The following is a 19,838-nucleotide window of genomic DNA, read 5'->3' as shown; positions in this document are numbered from 1 at the left end:
GGGCGTGCCGGGCGTGCGGGGGCTGGGGTGGGCGGCGTCTGCGGGCATGACAGTCACCAACCCGCGGGGCCGCTCCCGGCGGACCGCTCGCCACGGCGCAGGCGGCCGCCCGTACGGCACCGGCGGCGCAGGGCCCGGCGGCCCCGCCCGCACCCGCGTCCGTACCCCGGCCCGCCGACGGGACGCGGGCGGAGCCGGGCGGACAGGCCGGGCAGGCGGGACAGCCGGGGCAGGAGGGTCAGGCGACGGCCCGGGACTCCGGCGAGGTGCTGGGACAGCTGGACGCGCTGGTGGGCCTGGAGAGCGTGAAGCGCGAGGTGCGGGCGCTCACCGACATGATCGAGGTCGGCCGGGCGCGCCAGCGGGCGGGCCTGAAAGCCGCCTCCGTGCGCCGCCACCTGGTCTTCACCGGCTCCCCCGGCACGGGCAAGACCACGGTCGCCCGGCTGTACGGGGAGATCCTGGCCGCCCTCGGGGTGCTGGAGCGCGGGCATCTGGTCGAGGTCTCCCGGGTGGACCTGGTCGGCGAGCACATCGGCTCCACGGCGATCCGTACGCAGGAAGCCTTCGAGCGGGCCCGTGGCGGGGTGCTGTTCATCGACGAGGCGTACGCGCTGGCACCGGAGGACTCCGGCCGCGACTTCGGCCGCGAGGCCATCGACACGCTGGTGAAGCTGATGGAGGACCACCGGGACGCGGTGGTGGTGATCGTCGCCGGGTACACGGCGGAGATGGAGCGCTTCCTGACGGTCAACCCGGGCGTGGCCTCGCGGTTCTCGCGGACCATCTCCTTCGGGGACTACGGCCCCGGCGAGCTGCTGCGGATCGTGGAGCAGCAGGCCGAGGAGCACGAGTACCGGCTCGGGGAGGGCACCTCCGAGGCCCTGCTCACGTACTTCACGGAGCTGCCGAAGGGCCCGGCCTTCGGCAACGGCCGCACCGCCCGGCAGACCTTCGAGTCGATGGTGGAGCGGCACGCGGGGCGGGTGGCCCAGCTGGTGGGGCCGAGCACCGACGATCTCACCCTGCTGTTCCCGGCGGACCTGCCGACGCTCCCGGCCCCCTGCTGACCGTACCGGGGACGAGGGGCGGGGAGGCTGCCGGAAGCGGGCCGTCCGAGGGCCGCTGCCCCGGTACGCCGCCCCCCGCGGCCCGGTCCAGCAGCGCCAGCAGGGCGTCGCGCTCGGCGGCGAAGGCCGGGTCCGCCTGGTAGTCGGCGTGGCCGAGGATCGGTGCGGGCAGCGGGTTCCGCGCGCTGCGCCCGTAGGCGACGGGGTCGGGCAGCGGGCCCCGGTCCACCTCCGACAGGGCCATGCCGTGCGGTCCGGGCAGCGCGGGGCCGCCGATGGGGTCGGTGGCCCGCCACAGGTTGCGCCAGCAGTCCAGCTCCCGGTGGAAGGCGGCGAGCGGGCCGGGGCCGAAGTAGGCGGGGAACCAGCGGCCGTAGAGCCGGGCGAGCGGGGAGCCGTAGGTGAGCAGGGCGACCCGGCGGCGGACCGGCGGCGGCAGCTGCCAGACGGCCGCCGCGGCCAGCACACTGCCCTGGGAGTGGCCGGAGATCACCAGGCGGCCGCCAGTGCGTTCGGTCCAGCCCGCCATCCGCCAGATCAGGTCGGGGACCGCGCGCTCGGCGTAACAGGGCGGGGCGAAGGGGTGGGCGGCGCGCGGCCAGAAGGTGCCGACGTCCCAGAGGATCCCTATGGTCCGCCGGGCGGCCGGGTCGCGGTAGGCACGGCGGCCCCAGGCGACGAACAGGACGCAGCCGAAGCCGACCAGCCAGGACCCGGCGTCCTGGGCCAGCCGGGCGGCCGTCTCCAGCGGCGGCAGCGTCCCGCGGGCCGCCTCGCCGGGCACCTCCCCGCTGAGCCAGGACCCTGCCAGCGCGGCCGCACCGAGCACCAGCGTCACCCCGGAGACGGCGGCGACGAAGGCGGGCGCGGAGTCGGTGAGCGCGGCGGCCGTACGCGCCCCGGCGATGCGGCGGCTGCGGTCGCGGTCCGGGGTCTCCCCCGGGTACTCGCCGGCCACGGAGGCGGCGAGCCTGCGCCGGTCCCGGTTCCCGCGCACCGCGAACCGGGCGGCGAGCCCGGCGAGCACGAGCAGCAGCGGCGGGAGGACGGCGGCCTGCCAGGACAGCAGCACGGGCGGTCCGGGCAGCGGCGCTCCCGGGGCCCCGGGCGTGGCTCCGCCGTCCAGCCAGTCCGCGACGCGCTGGGCGACACCGGCGGACATCACCCCGCCGAGGGCGCAGCCGAGCATGGCGACGGCGGGCCCGCCGAGGCCGCGCAGGGCGACGGAGGCGTCGGGGGCGCGCCGGTGCAGGGAGCGGGCGACCCCGGCGAGGGCGAGCACGCAGAGCCCCTGGCCGAGCATGAGCACGCCGAAGGCGAAGTCGCCGGGCAGGCGGCCCTCGGAGGTCCAGCCGGGGCGCGACCAGCAGGCATACAGCAGGACGGCGGCGAGCAGGGCGAGAGCCACCACGGGCAGCCGGGTCAGCGCGGCCCGCTGGAGGCGGTGGTCGGGGCGGTCCTCGGTCCGGCCGCGGCGGCAGACGACCCAGGCCACGGTCACCGCACCGGCGGCCAGCAGGGCCAGGAGGATCCAGCCGAGGACGTCCAGCGCGGGCACCCCGGCCCGGCGGTCGTGACGGGCGGTGGGCACGGCGACGGCCACCGCCACGGTGAGCAGCCCGGCGGCGGTGTGGGCGGCGCGCAGCCGGGCCACGAACCGGCGGCCGTACCAGAATCCGGGGCGGCCGAGCGCGGGCGCGGTGTCGGAGGCGGCATCCGGGTCGGCGGTGCCGGCGGGCGGGGGCTGGGATTCGTAGGCGCTCCAGGTGCGGTTGGCGAGGTACCAGAGCAGCCCCGTCAGCGCGGCGGGGACCAGCGCGCCGAGGGCGAGGCGCCGCCCGGGCTGGGCCCACCAGCCGCCGCCGGGCGCGAGGAAGCCGAGCCAGGAGCGGGATCCGGCGCAATGGGCGGATCCGGCGCACTGCCAGGCGAGCAGGTCGAGGGAGACCTCGCAGGCGGCGGAGATCAGCAGCACGGTGAGGGAGAGCGCGACGACCCGTACGAGGACCCCGTACGCGCGCACGGCGCGGGGCGCGGGATCGTCGGTGGAGGGGGCGGGGCGGGCCCAGTGGGCGAGGTTGACCACCATGAAGGGCAGGAGCAGCAGCCACAGGGCGCGGGCCCCGTTGCCGGAGGTGAGCCGGGACCAGCAGTACGCCTCGGGCACGGCCCGGCCGGCGTACCGCTCGGGGTGGGCCTCGGCGTCGGCGTCCTCGGCGCGGCGGAAGACGGCGGCGGTGGAGTCGCCGCTGATACGGACGGTGCGCGGGTCGCCGAGCAGTTCGGCGGGAGAGGCACCGGCGACGCCGTGTACGAGGAGTTCGAGGGCGAGGGGCGGATCGGTCGGGGGGTGCTCCGGCACGGGGGCCTCCGCTCGCGGGGCGGGATCGGCGCGTTCCAGCATCCCGCGCGAGGGGGGCGCTGCCCAGGCCCCGTTCGGGGGAATCCGCCGCGAATGTCCGGGGAATCCCGTGGCGTTCGGCGGGAGGAGGCGGGGACGGGGCGGGGACTTCTCGGGGGCGCGGGGCTAGGGTGGCGCGCGCACGTATGTCCGGGCATGGCTCGGGTCCTCGGGCAGGGCCTCACCTACGCCCTTGTCCAGGGCTTCGCTCACGTCCTCGTCCAAGTCCTGGACCAGGCTCTCGTCCTCGTTCCTCGCTCCTCGTACCAGGGGGTACTCACATGGCTCGCCGACTCCGCCCGGTGGGGCTGGACTTCGCGGAGGTCGCACCGGTGCGGCTGGTGTTCACGGCCACGGCCGCGGCCCCGCCCGAGGCGGTCTACCGGGCGCTCGCCGAGGAAGTGGAGGGCTGGTCGCGGTGGTTCGGGGCGGTGACCCTGGCACGGCCCACGCACGGCGGTGCGGGCCGGGAGGTGCGGCTCGCGGGCGGGATCCGCTTCGAGGAGACGATCATGGCGGCGGATCCGGTCCGGCGCTACGCCTATCGGGTCGACACCACCAACGCGCCCGGGATGCGGGCCCTGTTGGAGGAGTGGGCGCTGACCCCGGCGGGCTCCGGCACGAGCGTGCGGTGGACCTTCGCCGCCGACGGCCCGGCCCCGTTCCGGCTGGCCCTGAGGGCCGCCCGCCCGGGCCTCGGCCTGTCCTTCCGCCGGGCGGTCCGCGCGCTGGACGCCCGCCTCACCCCGGCGCACGGCAGGGCGTAGGCGGGCCGCAAGGGGCAGAGGCCGGGCGCGCGGCTCCCGGATCAGGCGCCCGGCTCGCGCCACACGCCGGTCGTCAGCAGGGTGTCGAGGGTCTGGGCGTACGGGGCGATGTCGAGCCCCTGCGCCGCCAGCCACGCGTCGGAGTAGTACTTGTCGAGGTAGCGGTCGCCCGGGTCGCACAGCAGGGTGAGCACGCTGCCCGTGCGGCCCTCCGCCACCATCTCCGAGACGATCTTGAGGGCGCTCCACAGACCCGTGCCCGTGGAACCGCCCGCCTTGCGCCCTATGGCCGTCTCCAGCGCCCGGCAGGCGGCGATGCTCGCCGCGTCCGGGACCTTCATCATCCGGTCGATGGCCCCGGGCACGAAGCTCGGCTCCATGCGCGGCCGGCCGATGCCCTCGATGCGCGAGCCGCAGTCGCTGCTCGCCTCCGGGTCGTCGTTGGTCCAGCCCTCGAAGAAGCAGGAGTTCTCCGGGTCCGGGACGCAGATGCGGGTGTCGTGCTGCATGTAGTGCACGTAGCGGGCGATGGTCGCCGAGGTGCCGCCGGTGCCCGCGGTGGCCACGATCCACGCGGGCTCGGGGAAGCGCTCCAGCTTGAGCTGCTGGTACATCGACTCCGCGATGTTGTTGTTGCCGCGCCAGTCGGTGGCCCGCTCCGCGTACGTGAACTGGTCCATGTAGTGGCCGCCGGTGCGGGCGGCCAGCTCCGCGGACTCCTCGTACATCTTCATCGGGTCGTCCACGAAGTGGCAGGTGCCGCCGTGGAATTCGATGAGCCGGCACTTCTCCGGGCTGGTCGTGCGCGGCATCACGGCGATGAAGGGGACGCCGATCAGCTTGGCGAAGTACGCCTCGGAGACGGCGGTGGAGCCGGACGACGCCTCGATGACCGGCCGTCCGGGGCGGACCCAGCCGTTGCAGAGCGCGTAGAGGAAGAGGGAGCGCGCGAGGCGGTGCTTGAGGGAGCCCGTGGGGTGCGTGGACTCGTCCTTCAAGTACAGGTCGATGCCCCACTCCTCGGGGAGCGGGAAGCGCAGGAGGTGGGTGTCCGCGGAGCGGTTGGCGTCGGCCTGCACCTTGCGGACGGCTTCTTTCAGCCAGTCGCGGTAGTCCGCGTCGCTGCGGTCGACGTCGACGGTGGTGCGGGTGGTACCGCTGGTACCAGTGGTGCTGGTGGTGCTCATGCGCCGCGCTCCTTCATGGGTGTAAGCCGCCCCCTGCTTTCGCAATGTACCTCTCCCACCTGCACAAACAGTCACTTTGGGTATCTATGCGGATCGCTTTCGATCGCGCTCGGTTGCAGGGCGGGGCACCGTGGGTGACCCTGGTGGAGCATGACCGAGGGTGCAGCACCCGTAACACTCATGTCGGGGAGTCGCAGCCGTGAACAGTCATTCCCGCAGGCACTGCGTCGTGGAACTGCATGCCCTGCCGTCGCGGATCGGCCAGATCCGCAGGATCGTCTCGTCCCAGCTGCGCCACTGGCAGCTCGACCCCCTCATAGACCGGGCCGCGCTCGGCGTGACGGAGCTGCTGAGCAACGTCCACCGCCACGCGCGGCCCGACACCACCTGCGTCGTCGAGATCGAACTGCGGCTCGGCCGCGTGACGGTCTCGGTCCTCGATGGCGACCCCCGCCTCCCGGTACTCCGCTCGGCGCCGCCGGGGGCGCTGGAGACCTGCGGCCGCGGTCTCGCGCTCGTGGCCGCCCTCAGCGAGGCGTGGGGCGTCCGCCTCCGCGCGGACGGCTGCGGCAAGGCCGTCTGGTTCTCGCTGACGGCGCCCCCAGTGGGCGCACCGCAGCCGGCCCTGACCCGGATCATGACCACGCCGGTACGGGATCCCGCGCAGCCGCTGCTGGTGGGCGGCGGGGCGGTTCCGGTGGCGGGACCCACGGCGGTCCCGGTGGCTGGGCCCACGGCGGTCCCGGCGGGGCTGCCGGACGCCCTCCCGGCGGGGGTTCCGCTCGGCGTCCCGGCGGGCGCCCAGGCAGGGCTGCCGGAGGCCGCGCCCGCGGGTCTCCAGCCGGGCTGACCGAAGGCGGAGCCGGGACCGGTGCCTGAGCCGCGGCCGGTGCCCGGGCCGCGGACGCGCAGGCACCGCGCATGCACGCCCGCCTGCACGCCCCCCGTCAGCCCCTCACGCCAGCGCCCCCAGCGGATCGTCCAGCACCGGCTGCCAGGCCAGTTCGGCGGCGCCCACCAGGCTGTTGTGGTCCAGGGTGCACGGCAGGATCGGTACGCCCCCGCTGCGGCCCCACAGGCTGCGGTCCGCGACCACCGCGCGCAGCCGCTCCGGGTCGGCGTGCAGCAGCTCGCGGTGCAGCCCGCCGAGGATGATCCGGTCCGGGTTCAGGATGTTCACCAGGCCCGCGAGGCCGAGCCCGAGGCGGTCGATCAGCTCCTCCGTGGCCGCCCGTACCGCCGGCTCCGCGGGCTCGTCCCGCAGCAGGTCACGGGCCTGCTGGAGCAGCGACACCTCGGGCCCGGGGCTGCGGCCCGCCGCGGTGAGGAAGGCCAGCGGGTCCGCCTCCACGTCCAGGCAGCCGCGCCCGCCGCAGTGGCAGGCCCGCCCCTCCGGGTTCACCGTGAGGTGGCCGACCTCCAGGGCCAGGCCCGAACTCCCGCTGTGCAGACGGCCGTCCAGGACCAGCGCCCCGCCGACCCCGCGGTGCCCGGTGGCCACGCACAGCAGGTGCTGGGCGCTGCGCCCGGCGCCGTGCCGGTGCTCGGCCAGGGCGGCGAGGTTGACGTCGTTGCCGGTGAGGGCCGGGCCGTCGATCCCGGCGGACTTCACGCACTCCGCGAAGATCTCCCGTACGGGCGCCCCGGCCGGCCAGGCCAGGTGCAGCGGGTTGAGCGCCGTACCGTCCGGCTCCGCGACCGCCGAGGGGACGGCGAGCCCGGCGCCGACGCAGCGCCGGCCGCTCTCCGCGAGCAGCAGCGCGCCCGCCTCCACGACCGCGCCGAGGACCTGCGCCGGGTCGGCGGAGACGGTGACCTTGCCGGGGGCGGTGGCCACGATCCGCCCGCCGAGGCCGACCAGGGCGGCCCGGAAGCCGTCGGAGTGCACCTGGGCGGCGAGCGCCACCGGGCCGTCCTCGGCCACGGAGAGCCGGTGCGAGGGGCGGCCCTGCGCGCCGCCCGTACCGCCGGCCCCGCCGGGGCGGGAGTCGACGCGGATCAGCCCGAGCGCCTCCAGCTCGGCCGCGACGGCCCCGGCCGTGGCGCGGGTGACGCCCAGCTCGGCCGTGAGGACCGCACGGGTGGGGGCCCGGCCGGTGTGGACCAGCTCCAGCGCCGGCCCGAGCGCGCCGCGGCCCCGCTCCAGCCTGGTCCGCGTACCCGTGCCGGACGCGGACGGCGCGGTCACATCCCCCACCCGCGGCGGGGCCCCGTTGCCGTTCATGGCAACGATCCTCGCATGATCGGGGGCCGCCGGGCGCCGTCCTCAGCCCAGCCCGCCGACCCGGAGGGTGATGTTCAGCCGCCCCGTCAGCCCGAGCTCCGGCGGGCCCGTGCCCGGCAGGACCTTCGGCACCCCGTGGTACGCCTGCCGGCTGGGGCCGCCGAAGACGAAGAGGTCGCCACTGCGCAGTTCGACGTCCTGGTACGGGCGCCCGCGCGAGGCGGTGTTCCCGAAGCGGAAGACGCAGCTGTCGCCGAGGCTGAGCGAGACCACGGGGGCCGGGGACTTCTCCTCGGCGTCGCGGTGCATGCCCATGCGGGAGTCGCCGTCGTAGAAGTTGATCAGCGCGATGTCGTAGGCGTCCGGGCCTCCGGATCCGGGCTCCGGTGATCCGGGCTCCGTCGGCCCGGGCTGCGTCCCGTACGCGGCGGCCACCGCCTCCCGTCCCAGCCGCGCGAGCCGGGCGGGCATCGGCTTGACGGGCGCGCCGTCGCCGTCGACGGCGGTGCGGGCGTAGGCGTACGGGTACCAGTGCAGGCCCAGGCACACCTGCCGGGCGCTCATCACCCCGCCGCCGGGTGTGCGGACCGTCCGCAGGCCGGCCGGCGGGCGGGCCCAGACGCGGCAGGCGGCCAGCAGCTCGGCCTGCCGGGCGGGCCCGAGCCAGTCGGGCACGTGCACGGCGCCGGGGGCGATCACGGTCCGCTCGCGCGGGAAGAGTTCCCCGTCCATGCCTCCATTGTCGGGCCGGACTGATAGGACTCCCGGTATGGAGACCACCGAGTACGTGAAGACGCTCGCACGCGAGGGCGAACTGCTCGCCGACGTGGCCGAGCGCGCCGGCACCGACGCCCCCGTCCCGTCCTGCCCGGGCTGGCGCGTCACCGATCTGCTGCGCCACACCGGCTCGGTGCACCGCTGGGCCGCCGCGTACGTCGCGGAGGCGCGGCTGGAGCCGCTGGGCTTCCCGGACGCGCCGGAGCTGGTCGGCGGCGAGCTGCTGGGGTGGTTCCGGGAGGGGCACGCGGACCTGGTGCGCGTCCTGACCGAGGCCCCGGCCGACGTGCAGTGCTGGACCTTCCTCCCGACGGCCCCGCCCTCGCCGCTGGCGTTCTGGGCGCGGCGGCAGGCGCACGAGACGACCGTGCACCGGCTGGACGCGGAGACGGCCCACGGCGTGCTGTTCTCGGAGCTGGACCCGGCCTTCGCGGAGGACGGCGTGGACGAGCTCCTGACGGGCTTCCACGCCCGGCCGCGCAGCCGCGTACGGACGGAGGAGCCGCGGGTGCTCCGGGTGCGCGCGGCGGACACGGGCGCGGTGTGGACCGTCCACCTGTCGGCGGCCCCGCCCCACACGGTCCGCGGCGACACGGGCGAACCGGCGGACTGCGAACTGACGGAGGAGGCGTCCTGGCTGTACGCGGCCCTGTGGAACCGCGCACCGCTGATGGGGCCGGGCGTATCGGGCGACCTGGCGCTGGCACGGCTGTGGACGGAGTCCTCGGGCATCTGAGGGCGGGGACGGGCCACTTCGTCTCGCTTCGCCTCGCCTCGCCTCGTCTCGGTAGCCTGCGCGGCATGATCGACTCTTACGCCGGCTCCGACGATGCCGCCGTCGCGACAGCCGGGGCGCGGGCGGGTGCGGACGTGGTCCGTGGCATGTACGGCCGGGAGCTGCGCCGTATCGACAAGGGGGCCGGGGACTTCGCCACCGCGGCGGACGTGGAGGCCGAGAGGGCGATCCTCGGCGTCCTCCGCGGCGCGCGGCCCGAGGACGCGATCCTCGGCGAGGAGGGCGGGCGGCGGGGCGCCGCCGATGCCGAGCGGCAATGGCTGGTGGATCCCCTGTGCGGGACGCTGAACTACGCCGTCGGCACCATGCTGGTGGCCGTGAACGTGGCGCTGCGCGACGGGGCGGCGGCCGTGGCCGACCCGTTCAGCGGCGAGGTCTTCTTCACCGACGGCGAGACCGCCTGGCTGCGGCGGGACGGGGCGGACGACGTACGGCTGACGCCCACGCCCGCCACCCGGCTGGTGGACGTCAACCTGGATCCGCCGTTCCCGAGCGCGCCAGGGTTCCGTGCCGTGGACCTGCTGGCCCACCCCGGGTTCGTCGCACGGTTCCGGCCGCGCGTCGTGTCCACGACGCTGGCGCTGGCCTGGGTGGCCGCCGGGAAGCGGGCGGCGTACGTCACCGATGGCGGCGACCTCAGCGGGAGTGTGCACTTCGCGGCCGGCATCGCCCTGTGCCGGGCCGCCGGCTGCGTGGTCACCGGCATCGACGGCGCCCCGCTGGGCAAAGCGGGCCGCGGACTCGCGGCCGCCGCCGACGAGGAGACCCACGCGCTGCTGCTGTCGATGCTGCGCGGCCGGGGCTGAGGGTGGGTGCGGCCGTATCAGGCGCGGCCTGCGAGTATGCGTCGTTGTGGAGATCAACGATCTTGTCGTCCGCCGCGCGGTCGACTCCGACGCCTCAGCGGTGGCCGAGGTATGGCTGCGCTCCTTCGCGGCGGCCCTGCCGGGCGTGCGCCGGGCGCATACGGACGACCAGGTCCGCTCCTGGATCCGGGAGGTGGTCGTGCCCGGCCAGGAGACGTGGGTGGCGGCCGTCGAGGACGCGGTCGTCGCGATGATGGTGCTGGACGGCGAGGAGCTGGACCAGCTCTACGTCGACCCGGCCCGGCAGGGCCGGGGCATCGGCGGGCGCCTCGTGGACCTGGCGAAGCGGCGTCGTCCGTCCGGGCTGACGCTGTGGTCGTTCCAGGTCAACGAGCCCGCGCGCCGCTTCTACGAGCGGTACGGCTTCATCGAGGGCGAGCGCACCGACGGCCACCGCAACGAGGAGCGGGAGCCGGACATCCGGTACGTCTGGCGCCCCGGCAGAGCCTTCTAGGGCCTACCCGCTCGTCACGGAGAAGTGCTGGTAGTCCGGGTTGCTCCAGCGGCCGCCCCAGTACCAGCCGACGTCGCGGAACGCCTCCACCACCGGGCCGCCGTCCTTGATCATCCCGGGGCGGGAGCCGGTACGGCGGAGGTAGGCGCGGCCCGCCGGGGGGTGGACCACGCCGCGGATGTCGACGTACGGGTTCTCCAGCGGGTTGATGTCCACCGCGTCCCCGTACGCGTGCCGCGACAGCTTGCCGGCGTCGCCGACGACCTGGCGGCAGTTGAAGGCGGAGGTGTTGTCGGCGGCCATGGCCTTGAGGTCGTCGCCGCCGTACTCGGCCATGACGCGCATGCGGCGGATCGGGAAGCGGTCGTCGAAGGCGCGGCCGAAGACGTGCAGCAGGGGTTGCACGGCGTCGCGGTGGGCGATCAGCTCCCCCCGGTGGACGCGGCCGTCGAAGCCCCAGTGGTTCATCCGGATCAGCCGCAGCTGGTCAGGGGGTACGGGGCAGCCGGGGCGGTAGCTGGCGCCCAGCTTGTCGGCGGGGACGTCCACGACCGAGGCCGCGAGGGCGGGCGCCCGCGCGGGCTGCATCACGGCCTGCGGCGGCGCCTGCTGTGCGGCGGTGCACGACAGCGTGCCCAGGCACAGGGTGAGGGCCGCGGCCAGCGTGACGGGCGTTCGGCTCACGCTTCACCGTACGTCCGGACGCGTGACGGCGAGACCTGAAACGGGCCGTTCGGGTGAATCCCGGGCGATCTCCAGGAGGTGTCGGGAGGTGTCAGGAGGCGTCCAGGAGGCGTCCAGGAGGTGCGCGGCGCCGATGCGGGTCACCATGGCAGAAGGCCGGTGGAGAGCCGGTGGAGAACGGTGTCGCACCCGGCCGGGAGGCGGAAGGTGGACCTCGACGAATCACAGCGGTCATGGGCCACGATCACCGTCGTCGTGGTGGTCATCCTCGCGAACCTCACGGCGATCATCCTGATGAACACGCTCGGCCGGTGACCGCCCCGGAGCCTCAGCCGATCGTGGCCGCGAAGCCGGTCTGGGCGGCGTACCTCCAACTCGGGCCCCGATTCCAGGGGTTGGGCATCACGGTGTCCGTCGCGTACGCGTAACCGGCGCCGCGGTCGAAGGCCGTACGGAGGGTGGCGCGCATGGCCGCCTCGTCGGGGACGTCGTGCACGAGGTGCCAGAAGGCCGTGCCGTCGGGGTCGAGTTCGGTGCCGGAGCGGTAGCCGGTGAGGTGGTCGAAGACGTTGCCGCCGAGCCAGCCCGCGCCGGTGTAGGCGGCGTAGGTGTCCTCGTACGTGACGAAGACGTCGGCGGTGCGGTGACCGGGCTCCAGGTAGCAGTCGGCTATGGCGGTGCCGGGGTTGTTGACGACGAGGTCGGGCGCGGCGGGGTCGACGGCGCCCATGGTGTCCTGGACGTAGCGGCGCAGTTCGGCGTAGTGGTCGCGGGTGGCGTTGCCGGGTCCGCAGTCGCGGCTGACGACGTCGAAGAAGATGCCGTCGACGTGGAGCCGGCCGTCGGGGGTGCGCAGGTAGTTGTCGACGGACGCCTTGACGGCGGCGGCGGGGCGGTTGCCATGGTCGGTGTGCACATAGCCGAGTACGCGGGTCCGCTCGCCGGTGGCGGTGATGCGGGCACGCAGCGCGTCGGCGCGGGCGCGCCAGGCGGAGTCGAAGGGGGCGTCACCGTTGCCCGGGTTGAGCACGACGACGGACGGAGCGGGGGCGGCACGGGTGACGTCGTCCATCATCCGATCATTCGCGTGCACGTACGTCGGCACCGCGATCTCCAGCCCCCGCACGCCGGGCGGCCGGGGCGTGGGCGGCGGCCCGGTCAGCGGTACGTCGGCGGAGGCCGTATAGCGAACGGGCGCGGTGACGGGTGGCGCCGGGGCGGCCAGCAGGACGGCGGCGAGCACGGCGAACAGAGCCTTCACGGCGCGAGGCATGAAACGTTTCCTCCGACGGAGGCGAGGGTGGGTTCCCGAGGAACACTAGACGGACCGCCCTCGCCTCAAAGCCAAACCTCGCGCATTGATATGAGGAACAGACGATCGACCCTTCCCCGCATCCCGTGAACCCGCACCCTGCGACGGCGGCCACCCGACGGCATGGCCCCCTCACCCGGCGCTGCGCGCGAAGCCAGCGGCCCGGCGCCTGACCCCGCGGCTGGCCCGGCCGACCGCGTCCCGGGCGGCCACCTGGGACGGAGCCGACGGCCATCCGCCCGTCCTCGGGGCGCACAGTGCCGCCGCGGGCGGCGCGGAGGATCCCCATGCGGACATCGGCAACGCGGAGGCAGGGCCCACTCGTGCGGGTGCGCCACGGCCCACGCGCGGGAGGGCGCAGCCGGCGAGCACGGCGAGGGCAGCGGCGGCGAGGACGACGAGCGCGGTGAGGAGTCGAGGAGGGCGCACGAGACCATGCGGAGCTGGCAGGCGACAGACCTTGGCACGCCTCGTCCTCGCTGACGGCGCTGACTTGAATCCGTGCCCGGCCCGCAGCCGGGGCAGCCAGCAGGAGGCACTGTCGGGTCCAGGCCGTCATGGGCCACGGGCGCAGGTGTGATGTGCGCGCGAGGCAGTGCCCCCAGGAGGCTGAGGCAGCCGGGATGCCATAGCCCGCCGGGCTCGCCGGTGCCACCCGCCCTGCCCTGGTGACCTCGGCACTCCGCCGGCTCCGGGCGGCCGATGGGGCACGTGCCCAGTTCCACGCCGCCCTGGTCCGCGAGACCCAGCGGAGGCCGCCAACAGGCCATGCGGCCAAACCACGCCCACCGGACCCACGCTCCCCCTCCCGCACCGACGAAGGCAACGCAATCAAGCCGAGGCAGCTCGGCCGCCATGACCCCGCGCCGGGCTCGGCGGCAACCGCCTGCGCGGTCGCGCGCCAGAAGGGTGCCGAAACGGCACCCGCCCCGCCACGGCCGCCTCGGCCCGAGGCTGCCGGTAGGACATGCGCCCAGGCCGTCTCGCCCGAGTCAGTCCCTCCGGGGCGGCACGGACGGCACCGGACGACGCAGAACCCGCCCGCGAGAACCGGCGGAAGCGGCTAGCAGACCGTATGAGCAAGCCATCTCGCCCGCGTCCTGCCGGACACCGCTGCGCAGCAGCGGACCACGCGGGCCTGGTCCCAGAAAGCCCGGCAAGTGCGGCCAGCAGGCCGTGTGACGAGGCCGCCCCCGCCCGGGTCGTGCCAAGCCCTTGCTGCCTGGCGCCCGACGACGCGGCCCCGGGCCGCGAGAGCCGGCGAAGGCGGCCGGTAGGCCGCGCGGCCAAGCTGACCCTCCCAGGTCGTACTGCGGCCGCGGGGCCCGGCGCCGAGCCCCGCCGTCAGGCGAGGTACCGCGTGGCGCCGCGCAGCGGGCGGCGTCGGGCCCCGCCGTCGGGCGGGGCCGGGCCAACGGGCGGGGTGCCGGGCCAACGGGCGGGCCGGAGACATTCGCCGGCGGCTGTCAGCGCGGCGGGCGCGTGGCGGACTGGTGGGTGTCCAGGGCCTGGAGGGCTCTGCGGGCCAGGCCGTTCGAGCGGACCAGGTCGGCCAGGGTCGTCGAGCCGCGGGTGATGCGCGCGAACGCGCGCCACGCCGGGCGGAAGCCCGTGATCGCCGCGTGCAGCAGGCGCGGCTTCGCCTCGAAGAGGGTCAGCATGCGCGTGCCGACGCCCATCTCCACGCCCAGCCCCGCCTTCACCGCGAAGGCGTAGTTCAGGGCCTGGCGGCGCGCGTCCACCGCGTCCTGCGCCTCGGAGATCTTCACCGCCCACTCCCCCGCGAGCCGCCCCGAGCGCAGCGCGAAGGAGATGCCCTCGCGGGTCCACGGCTCCAGCAGCCCCGCCGCGTCGCCCGCGACCAGTACCCGGCCCCGCGAGAGCGGCGAATCCGGCTTGCGGCAGCGCGTCAGGTGCCCCGAGGAGACGGCCGGTTCGAAGCCGGCCAGGCCGAGCCGGGCGATGAAATCGTCCAGGTACCGCTTGGTCGCGGCGCCCTCGCCCTTCGCCGAGATGACCCCCACCGTGAGCGTGTCGCCCTTGGGGAACACCCAGCCGTAACTGCCGGGCAGCGGGCCCCAGTCGATCAGCACCCGCCCCTTCCAGTCCTCCGCGACCGTCGCCGGTACGGGGATCTCCGCCTCCAGGCCCAGGTCCACCTGGCCCATCTCCACGCCGACGTGCGCGCCGATCCGGCTCGCGCTGCCGTCCGCGCCGACCACCGCGCGCGCCAGCACCGTCTCGCCGTCCGCCAGGACGACGGCCACGGTCCGCCGGTCGGGCACGGCCGCCCCGTGCTGCTCCACGCGGGACACGGCCGTCCCCGTACGGAGGGTGGCGCCCGCCTTCTCGGCCTCGGCGACCAGGCCCGCGTCGAACTCGGGCCGGTTGATGAGCCCGAACAGCATGTGCTTCGAGCGCCGGGTACGGGCCAGCTTCCCGTCCATGGAGAAGGTGACCGCGTAGATGCGGTCCTTCAACGGGAGGACGAAGCCCGGCGGCAGCGCGTCGCGCGAGGGGCCGATGATGCCGCCGCCGCAGGTCTTGTAGCGGGGCAGTTCGGCCTTCTCCAGCAGCAGGACGCGCCGCCCCGCCTTCGCCGCCGCGTACGCGGCCGAGGACCCGGCGGGACCGGCCCCGACCACGACCACGTCCCACACCTCGCCCGCCTCGCCGGTCCCCCCGGCAATCTCCCCTTCCGCTGCCTCCACGGCCTCTCCGGCCCCAACGGCGCCCACGGCCTCTCCAGCCGCTCCCGCCTCCTCGACGGCCGCCTCCTCGCCGGCCGGCCGCCCGGCCCGCCCCGCGCCCGCACCTGCGTCGTGTACGTCGTCGTCGCTGCTCACGATGTGCTGCTGCTCCTGATCACCCGGTTGCTCCGATGCCGGGGAAATCCTACGGCGAGACACCGCCCCACCCCGCTGTGCGAGGATCGGACTGTCTTTCGCCGTACCCGGCATACGCACACCCCGCGCGTGCGCGGGCGGCGTACACGGAGTACAACGTCGCACCCAAAAGGAGCGTGCCCATGTCCCAGCATCCGATCGCGGAAACCGTCGCCTCGCTGATGCCCCGCGCCAAGCAGGAGCTCACCGAGCTGGTGGCCTTCCAGTCGGTGGCGGACTGGGCGCAGTTCCCGCGCAGCGAGAGCGAGGGCGCGGCCGCCTGGGTCGCGGACGCCCTGCGTGTCGAGGGTTTCCAGGACGTGGCGCTGCTCGACACCCCCGACGGCACGCAGTCCGTGTACGGCTTCCTCCCCGGCCCCGCGGGCGCGCCGACCGTACTGCTCTACGCGCACTACGACGTCCAGCCCCCGCTGGACGACGCCGCCTGGGTCTCCCCCGCCTTCGAGCTGACCGAGCGCGACGGCCGCTGGTACGGGCGTGGCGCGGCCGACTGCAAGGGCGGGTTCATCATGCACCTGCTCGCGCTGCGCGCCCTCAAGGCCAACGGCGGCGTGCCGGTGAGCGTGAAGGTGATCGTCGAGGGCTCGGAGGAGCAGGGCACCGGCGGCCTCCAGCAGTACGCCGAGGCGCACCCGGAGCTGCTGGCGGCGGACACGATCGTCATCGGCGACGCGGGCAACTTCCGCCTCGGCCTGCCGACGGTCACGGCCACCCTGCGCGGTATGTGCCTGATCAAGGTGAAGATCGACACCCTCGGCGGGAACCTGCACTCGGGCATGTTCGGCGGCGCCGCCCCCGACGCGCTGGCCGCCCTGATCCGGCTCCTGGACTCGCTGCGCGCGGCCGACGGTTCGACGACCGTCGACGGGCTCGCCGCGGACGAGGTGTGGGAGGGCCTGCAGTACCCGGAGGCGGACTTCCGCGCCGACGCGAAGGTCCTGGACGGCGTGGAGCTGATCGGTGACGGCACGATCGCGGACCGCCTGTGGGCCCGTCCGGCGGTCACGGTCCTCGGGATCGACTGCCCGCCGGTCGTCGGCGCGACCCCGTCGGTGCACGCGAGCGCCGGCGCGCTGATCAGCCTGCGCGTGCCGCCGGGTGTGGACACCGCCGAGGCGATCAAGCTGCTCCAGGCCCACCTGGAGGCGCACACCCCGTGGAAGGCCCGTCTCGAACTCGAAGTCGTGGGCCAGGGCCAGCCGTTCCAGGCGGACACCAGCAGCCCGGCGTACGCGTCGATGCGCGCCGCGCTGGAAGCCGCGTACCCCGGCCAGGAGATGCAGATCAGCGGCATGGGCGGGTCGATCCCGCTGTGCAACACGCTGACCTCGCTGTACCCGGAGGCGGAGATGCTGCTGATCGGGCTCAGCGAGCCGGAGGCGCAGATCCACGCGGTCAACGAGAGCGTGTCGCCGGAGGAGTTGGAGCGGCTGTCGGTGGCGGAGGCGCTGTTCCTCGTCCACTACGCGGAGTCGCGGCGCGCCTGATCCCGGCGGCGGGACGTACGCCCGGGGCGCGCGGTGCGGCCCGAGCGGCTGGAGCGGATCGTCCTCACCCACTGCCACCGCGACCACGTCGGCGCGGCCGCTGAGCCCGCCACCCGCTGGGGGGAGCGGGTGCTCGCGCACCGGCTGGACGCGCCGGTGGTCCGGGGCGAGCGGCCCGTCCCCGAACCGGTGCTGCTGGACCGGGAGATCCCGCTGTACGAGCAGGGCCTCACGGCGCCGGAGGCTCCGCCCACCCCGGTCGACGTGGCACTGGAGGACGGTGACGCGCCGGGCTTCGGGGACGGGGCGTACGTGATCCACGCCCCCGGGCACACCCCGGGAAGCATCGCCGTCCGCCTGCCCCGGCACGAGGTCCTGTTCACGGGCGACTGCGTCGCGGCGGTCGGCCCGGTGATGCCGGGGGTCTTCGACGTCGACCGGGCCCAGGCGGTGGCCGCCTTCCACCGCCTGGCCGCGCTGGAGCCGTCGGTGGCCTGCTTCGGCCACGGCGGCCCTCTGACGCGGGACACGGCCCGCACCCTGGCTCAGGCGGCGGAAGCGATGCCCGCCTGAGCCGCGACCGCTCGCCCCGCCGCCTGAGCCGCGAGCCCGGCCTCTCAGCCCACCGGCCGCCCCGCCTCCAGGTACAGCGCCCGCCCCCGTTCCCGCGCCCGCAGGGCCCACCTCAGGCGTTCCTGGCGGTGGCCCGGCAGCAGGTCCGCCGCCTCCGCCTCCGTGACGAAGCGCCACGCGCGCAGTTCCGGGCCGGGGAGCCGGAGCCGGGTCGTCGCCTCCTCCGTGAGGCGGCCGCCGTCGAAGAGCAGGCGCAGGCCCCCGTATCCGGGCGGCTGCGGGCGTTCCCAGTCCACCACCAGCAGCCCGGGCCGGTGTTCCAGTACGAGGCCCAGCTCCTCCGCGACCTCCCGTACGGCGGCGGATCCCGGGGCCTCCCCCGCCTCGACCACGCCTCCGGGGAACTCCCAGCCCGCCTTGTACGTCGGATCCACCAGCAGCACCCGGTCCTGCGCGTCGAAGAGCAGTACCCCGGCGGCCACCGTCTCGCGCGTCGGCTCCGGGGTCTGCACGATGTCGCAGACCCGGGCGGTCTCGGAGCGGACGGCCTCCGCGATCCGCTCGGCCGTCTCCCGCACGGTCAGGGCGCCGTTGTCGATGACGTGCGCGTCGGTGGTGAGCCAGCCGAGGGCCTGCCGGTAGGCGGGGATGTGGTCGTAGGACCACTGGCGGATGCGCCGTTCCACTTCCTGGGGCTCCCCCGGCTCCCGGCGGGTCGCTATCCGCTCCCGCAGGATCGTTTCAGCAGGGGCCAGCAGCACATGCCGCACCGGGATCCGCCGCGCCGCCAGCCCGCCGAAGATCTCGTCCCGGTACTCCTGGCGCAGCAGCGTCATCGGTACGACGAGCACCCCGCCCAGCTCCGCGAGCATCGCCGCCGCGGTGTCCACCACGAGGCGCCGCCAGCTCGGCAGGTCCTGGTAGTCGGTGACCTCCGCCAGCCGCTTGGGCGGCAGCAGCACCCGCAGGGCGTCACCGATGAGCTCGGGGTCGAACAGGGTGCTGTCCGGAAGGATTCCGGTCAGCTCGCGGGCCGTGCTGGTCTTCCCGGCGCTGAAGGTGCCGTTGATCCAGACAATCACGTCTACCCCTCTCCCATGGCTCGTCCCGAGCCTCCAGTGGCCTGCCCGCCCCACCCTGCCACGGAAACCTCACTCTCGGCCGTGTGCTTATCCTCGGAGGTCACAAGCCCCGCAGAGCCCAGGAGGATTCGCCGCCGTGCCCCACAACCGCCGCCCGTCCGAGCCCCGCTACGGCAACCGGCCGACCATGAAGGACGTGGCGGCCCGGGCGGGCGTCGGCCTCAAGACGGTGTCCCGGGTGGTCAACGGCGAGCCGGGCGTCACCCCCGAAACGGAGAAGCGGGTCCAGCAGGCCATCGAGGCCCTGGGGTTCCGCCGCAACGACAGCGCCCGCGTGCTGCGCAAGGGCCGCACGGCCACCGTCGGCCTGGTCCTGGAGGACCTCGCGGACCCGTTCTACGGGCCGCTGAACCGGGCCGTGGAGGAGGTGGCCCGCGCGCACGGCGCGCTGCTCGTCAACGGCTCCAGCGCCGAGGACCCGGACCGCGAGCGGGAGTTGGCGCTCGCGCTGTGCGCCCGCCGGGTGGACGGCCTGATCGTGATCCCCGCCGGGACCGACCACCGGTACCTGGAGCCGGAGATGCGCGCCGGTGTGGCCACGGTGTTCGTGGACCGGCCGGCGGGGCGGATCGACGCGGACGTGGTCCTGTCGGACAACTTCGGCGGCGCCCGCGAGGGCGTCGCGCACCTGATCGCGGGCGGCCACCGGCGGATCGGCTTCATCGGGGACCACCCGCGCATCCACACGGCGACGGAGCGCCTGCGCGGCTACCGTACGGCCATGGCGGAGGCGGGCCTGCCGGTGGCCGCCTCCTGGACCGCCCTCGGCTCGACGGACCCGGAGCGGGTCACGGCCGCGGCCCGGTCGATGCTGGAGGGCCCCGAGCCGGTGACGGCCCTCTTCGCGGGCAACAACCGCGTGACCGTCACGGTGGTACGCCTGCTGGCCGCGCGGGAGCGCCCGGTGGCGCTGGTCGGCTTCGACGACTTCGAGCTGGCCGACCTGCTGCGCCCGGGCGTGACGGTGGTCGCCCAGGACCCGGCGGCCCTGGGCCGCGTCGCCACGGACCGCCTCTTCCAACGCCTCACCGGCGCGGGCCTCTCCCCCACCCGCATCGAACTCCCCACCCGCCTCATCCCCCGAGGCTCAGGCGAACTCCCCCCGGCGCCCTGACCCGCGAAGGCCGCGGGGCCGCCCGGAAGGATCTCCGGGCGGGCCCCGCGGCTCGGTGCCACACGGCTCCGTGTCACA

At 75.1% G+C, this 19,838-nt stretch carries 17 protein-coding genes and 1 pseudogene; 9 read left to right on the top strand and 9 right to left on the bottom strand.

What is annotated here, in order from left to right; genetic code table 11:
• Nucleotides 1–251 precede the first annotated feature (251 nt).
• A pseudogene (locus ABZ873_RS01205) lies at nucleotides 252–1,070 on the top strand (AAA family ATPase); the annotation flags it as partial.
• On the opposite strand, the gene ABZ873_RS01200 reads toward ABZ873_RS01205, so the two are convergent.
• Nucleotides 1,021–3,471 carry a hypothetical protein gene (locus ABZ873_RS01200; protein WP_360863641.1) on the bottom strand — a complete coding sequence of 817 codons (2,451 nt, stop codon included), beginning with the start codon at nucleotides 3,469–3,471 and terminating at the stop codon, nucleotides 1,021–1,023. The pseudogene ABZ873_RS01205 and the gene ABZ873_RS01200 overlap by 50 nt on opposite strands.
• Nucleotides 3,472–3,752: 281 nt before the next feature.
• Between ABZ873_RS01200 and ABZ873_RS01195 the strand changes: the two genes are divergently transcribed.
• Nucleotides 3,753–4,238, top strand: coding sequence for an SRPBCC family protein (locus ABZ873_RS01195; RefSeq protein ID WP_360863614.1), 486 nt, complete (start codon nucleotides 3,753–3,755; stop codon nucleotides 4,236–4,238).
• Nucleotides 4,239–4,279: 41 nt separating this feature from the next.
• Here the strand turns inward: ABZ873_RS01195 and ABZ873_RS01190 are convergent, their stop codons facing one another.
• Nucleotides 4,280–5,425, bottom strand: a complete 1,146-nt coding sequence (locus tag ABZ873_RS01190; protein WP_360863612.1) for a PLP-dependent cysteine synthase family protein — start codon at nucleotides 5,423–5,425, stop codon at nucleotides 4,280–4,282.
• Nucleotides 5,426–5,654: 229 nt separating this feature from the next.
• On the opposite strand from ABZ873_RS01190, the gene ABZ873_RS01185 reads away from it, so the two are divergent.
• Nucleotides 5,655–6,275: an ATP-binding protein gene (locus ABZ873_RS01185; RefSeq protein WP_360863639.1), complete on the top strand. Its 621-nt coding sequence runs from the start codon at nucleotides 5,655–5,657 to the stop codon at nucleotides 6,273–6,275.
• A gap of 105 nt (nucleotides 6,276–6,380) precedes the next feature.
• Here ABZ873_RS01185 and ABZ873_RS01180 read toward each other — a convergent pair whose 3' ends face one another.
• Both ABZ873_RS01180 and ABZ873_RS01175 read right to left on the bottom strand, forming a co-directional pair.
• Entirely contained in the window at nucleotides 6,381–7,649 is a 1,269-nt protein-coding gene (locus ABZ873_RS01180; protein ID WP_360863610.1) for an ROK family protein, read from the bottom strand.
• Between the two features lie 42 nt (nucleotides 7,650–7,691).
• On the bottom strand, nucleotides 7,692–8,381 hold the full coding sequence (locus ABZ873_RS01175; RefSeq protein ID WP_360863609.1) for an alpha-ketoglutarate-dependent dioxygenase AlkB: 690 nt from the start codon (nucleotides 8,379–8,381) through the stop codon (nucleotides 7,692–7,694).
• A 37-nt stretch (nucleotides 8,382–8,418) separates the two neighbouring features.
• Here ABZ873_RS01175 and ABZ873_RS01170 point away from each other — a divergent pair, with 37 nt between their 5' ends.
• The 3 genes from ABZ873_RS01170 (at nucleotide 8,419) to ABZ873_RS01160 (ending at nucleotide 10,542) form a co-directional block, all read left to right on the top strand.
• Entirely contained in the window at nucleotides 8,419–9,162 is a 744-nt protein-coding gene (locus ABZ873_RS01170) for a maleylpyruvate isomerase family mycothiol-dependent enzyme (RefSeq protein ID WP_360863607.1), read from the top strand.
• 65 nt (nucleotides 9,163–9,227) lie between these two features.
• Entirely contained in the window at nucleotides 9,228–10,028 is an 801-nt protein-coding gene (locus ABZ873_RS01165; protein ID WP_360863605.1) for an inositol monophosphatase family protein, read from the top strand.
• Between the two features lie 46 nt (nucleotides 10,029–10,074).
• Nucleotides 10,075–10,542, top strand: a complete 468-nt coding sequence (locus ABZ873_RS01160; RefSeq protein WP_360863603.1) for a GNAT family N-acetyltransferase — start codon at nucleotides 10,075–10,077, stop codon at nucleotides 10,540–10,542.
• Between the two features lie 3 nt (nucleotides 10,543–10,545).
• Here ABZ873_RS01160 and ABZ873_RS01155 read toward each other — a convergent pair whose 3' ends face one another.
• From ABZ873_RS01155 to ABZ873_RS01140, 4 genes are all read right to left on the bottom strand, one after another.
• On the bottom strand, nucleotides 10,546–11,226 hold the full coding sequence (locus tag ABZ873_RS01155) for a M15 family metallopeptidase (protein ID WP_360863600.1): 681 nt from the start codon (nucleotides 11,224–11,226) through the stop codon (nucleotides 10,546–10,548).
• A 3-nt stretch (nucleotides 11,227–11,229) separates the two neighbouring features.
• Nucleotides 11,230–11,373 carry a hypothetical protein gene (locus ABZ873_RS01150; RefSeq protein WP_360863599.1) on the bottom strand — a complete coding sequence of 48 codons (144 nt, stop codon included), beginning with the start codon at nucleotides 11,371–11,373 and terminating at the stop codon, nucleotides 11,230–11,232.
• Nucleotides 11,374–11,554: 181 nt separating this feature from the next.
• A complete protein-coding gene (locus ABZ873_RS01145) occupies nucleotides 11,555–12,499 on the bottom strand; it encodes a spherulation-specific family 4 protein (RefSeq protein WP_360863597.1) in 945 nt (314 codons plus the stop codon).
• A 1,505-nt stretch (nucleotides 12,500–14,004) separates the two neighbouring features.
• Complete coding sequence (locus tag ABZ873_RS01140; protein ID WP_360863637.1) at nucleotides 14,005–15,249, bottom strand: geranylgeranyl reductase family protein; 1,245 nt, start codon at nucleotides 15,247–15,249, stop codon at nucleotides 14,005–14,007.
• A 317-nt stretch (nucleotides 15,250–15,566) separates the two neighbouring features.
• Here ABZ873_RS01140 and ABZ873_RS01135 point away from each other — a divergent pair, with 317 nt between their 5' ends.
• Nucleotides 15,567–16,931: a dipeptidase gene (locus ABZ873_RS01135; protein ID WP_360863595.1), complete on the top strand. Its 1,365-nt coding sequence runs from the start codon at nucleotides 15,567–15,569 to the stop codon at nucleotides 16,929–16,931.
• Between the two features lie 33 nt (nucleotides 16,932–16,964).
• A complete protein-coding gene (locus tag ABZ873_RS01130; RefSeq protein WP_360863594.1) occupies nucleotides 16,965–17,504 on the top strand; it encodes an MBL fold metallo-hydrolase in 540 nt (179 codons plus the stop codon).
• A 44-nt stretch (nucleotides 17,505–17,548) separates the two neighbouring features.
• On the opposite strand, the gene ABZ873_RS01125 is transcribed toward ABZ873_RS01130, so the two are convergent.
• Complete coding sequence (locus ABZ873_RS01125; protein WP_360863592.1) at nucleotides 17,549–18,586, bottom strand: NUDIX domain-containing protein; 1,038 nt, start codon at nucleotides 18,584–18,586, stop codon at nucleotides 17,549–17,551.
• Between the two features lie 187 nt (nucleotides 18,587–18,773).
• On the opposite strand from ABZ873_RS01125, the gene ABZ873_RS01120 reads away from it, so the two are divergent.
• Nucleotides 18,774–19,760, top strand: coding sequence for a LacI family DNA-binding transcriptional regulator (locus ABZ873_RS01120; protein ID WP_360863635.1), 987 nt, complete (start codon nucleotides 18,774–18,776; stop codon nucleotides 19,758–19,760).
• Nucleotides 19,761–19,838 lie beyond the last annotated feature (78 nt).

Origin of the sequence: Streptomyces sp. NPDC047014, from assembly GCF_040644195.1 — a bacterium.
GTDB lineage: Bacteria > Actinomycetota > Actinomycetes > Streptomycetales > Streptomycetaceae > Streptomyces.
Note: the sequence above shows the minus strand (reverse complement) of the source record. Positions and strands in the feature narration are given on the sequence as shown.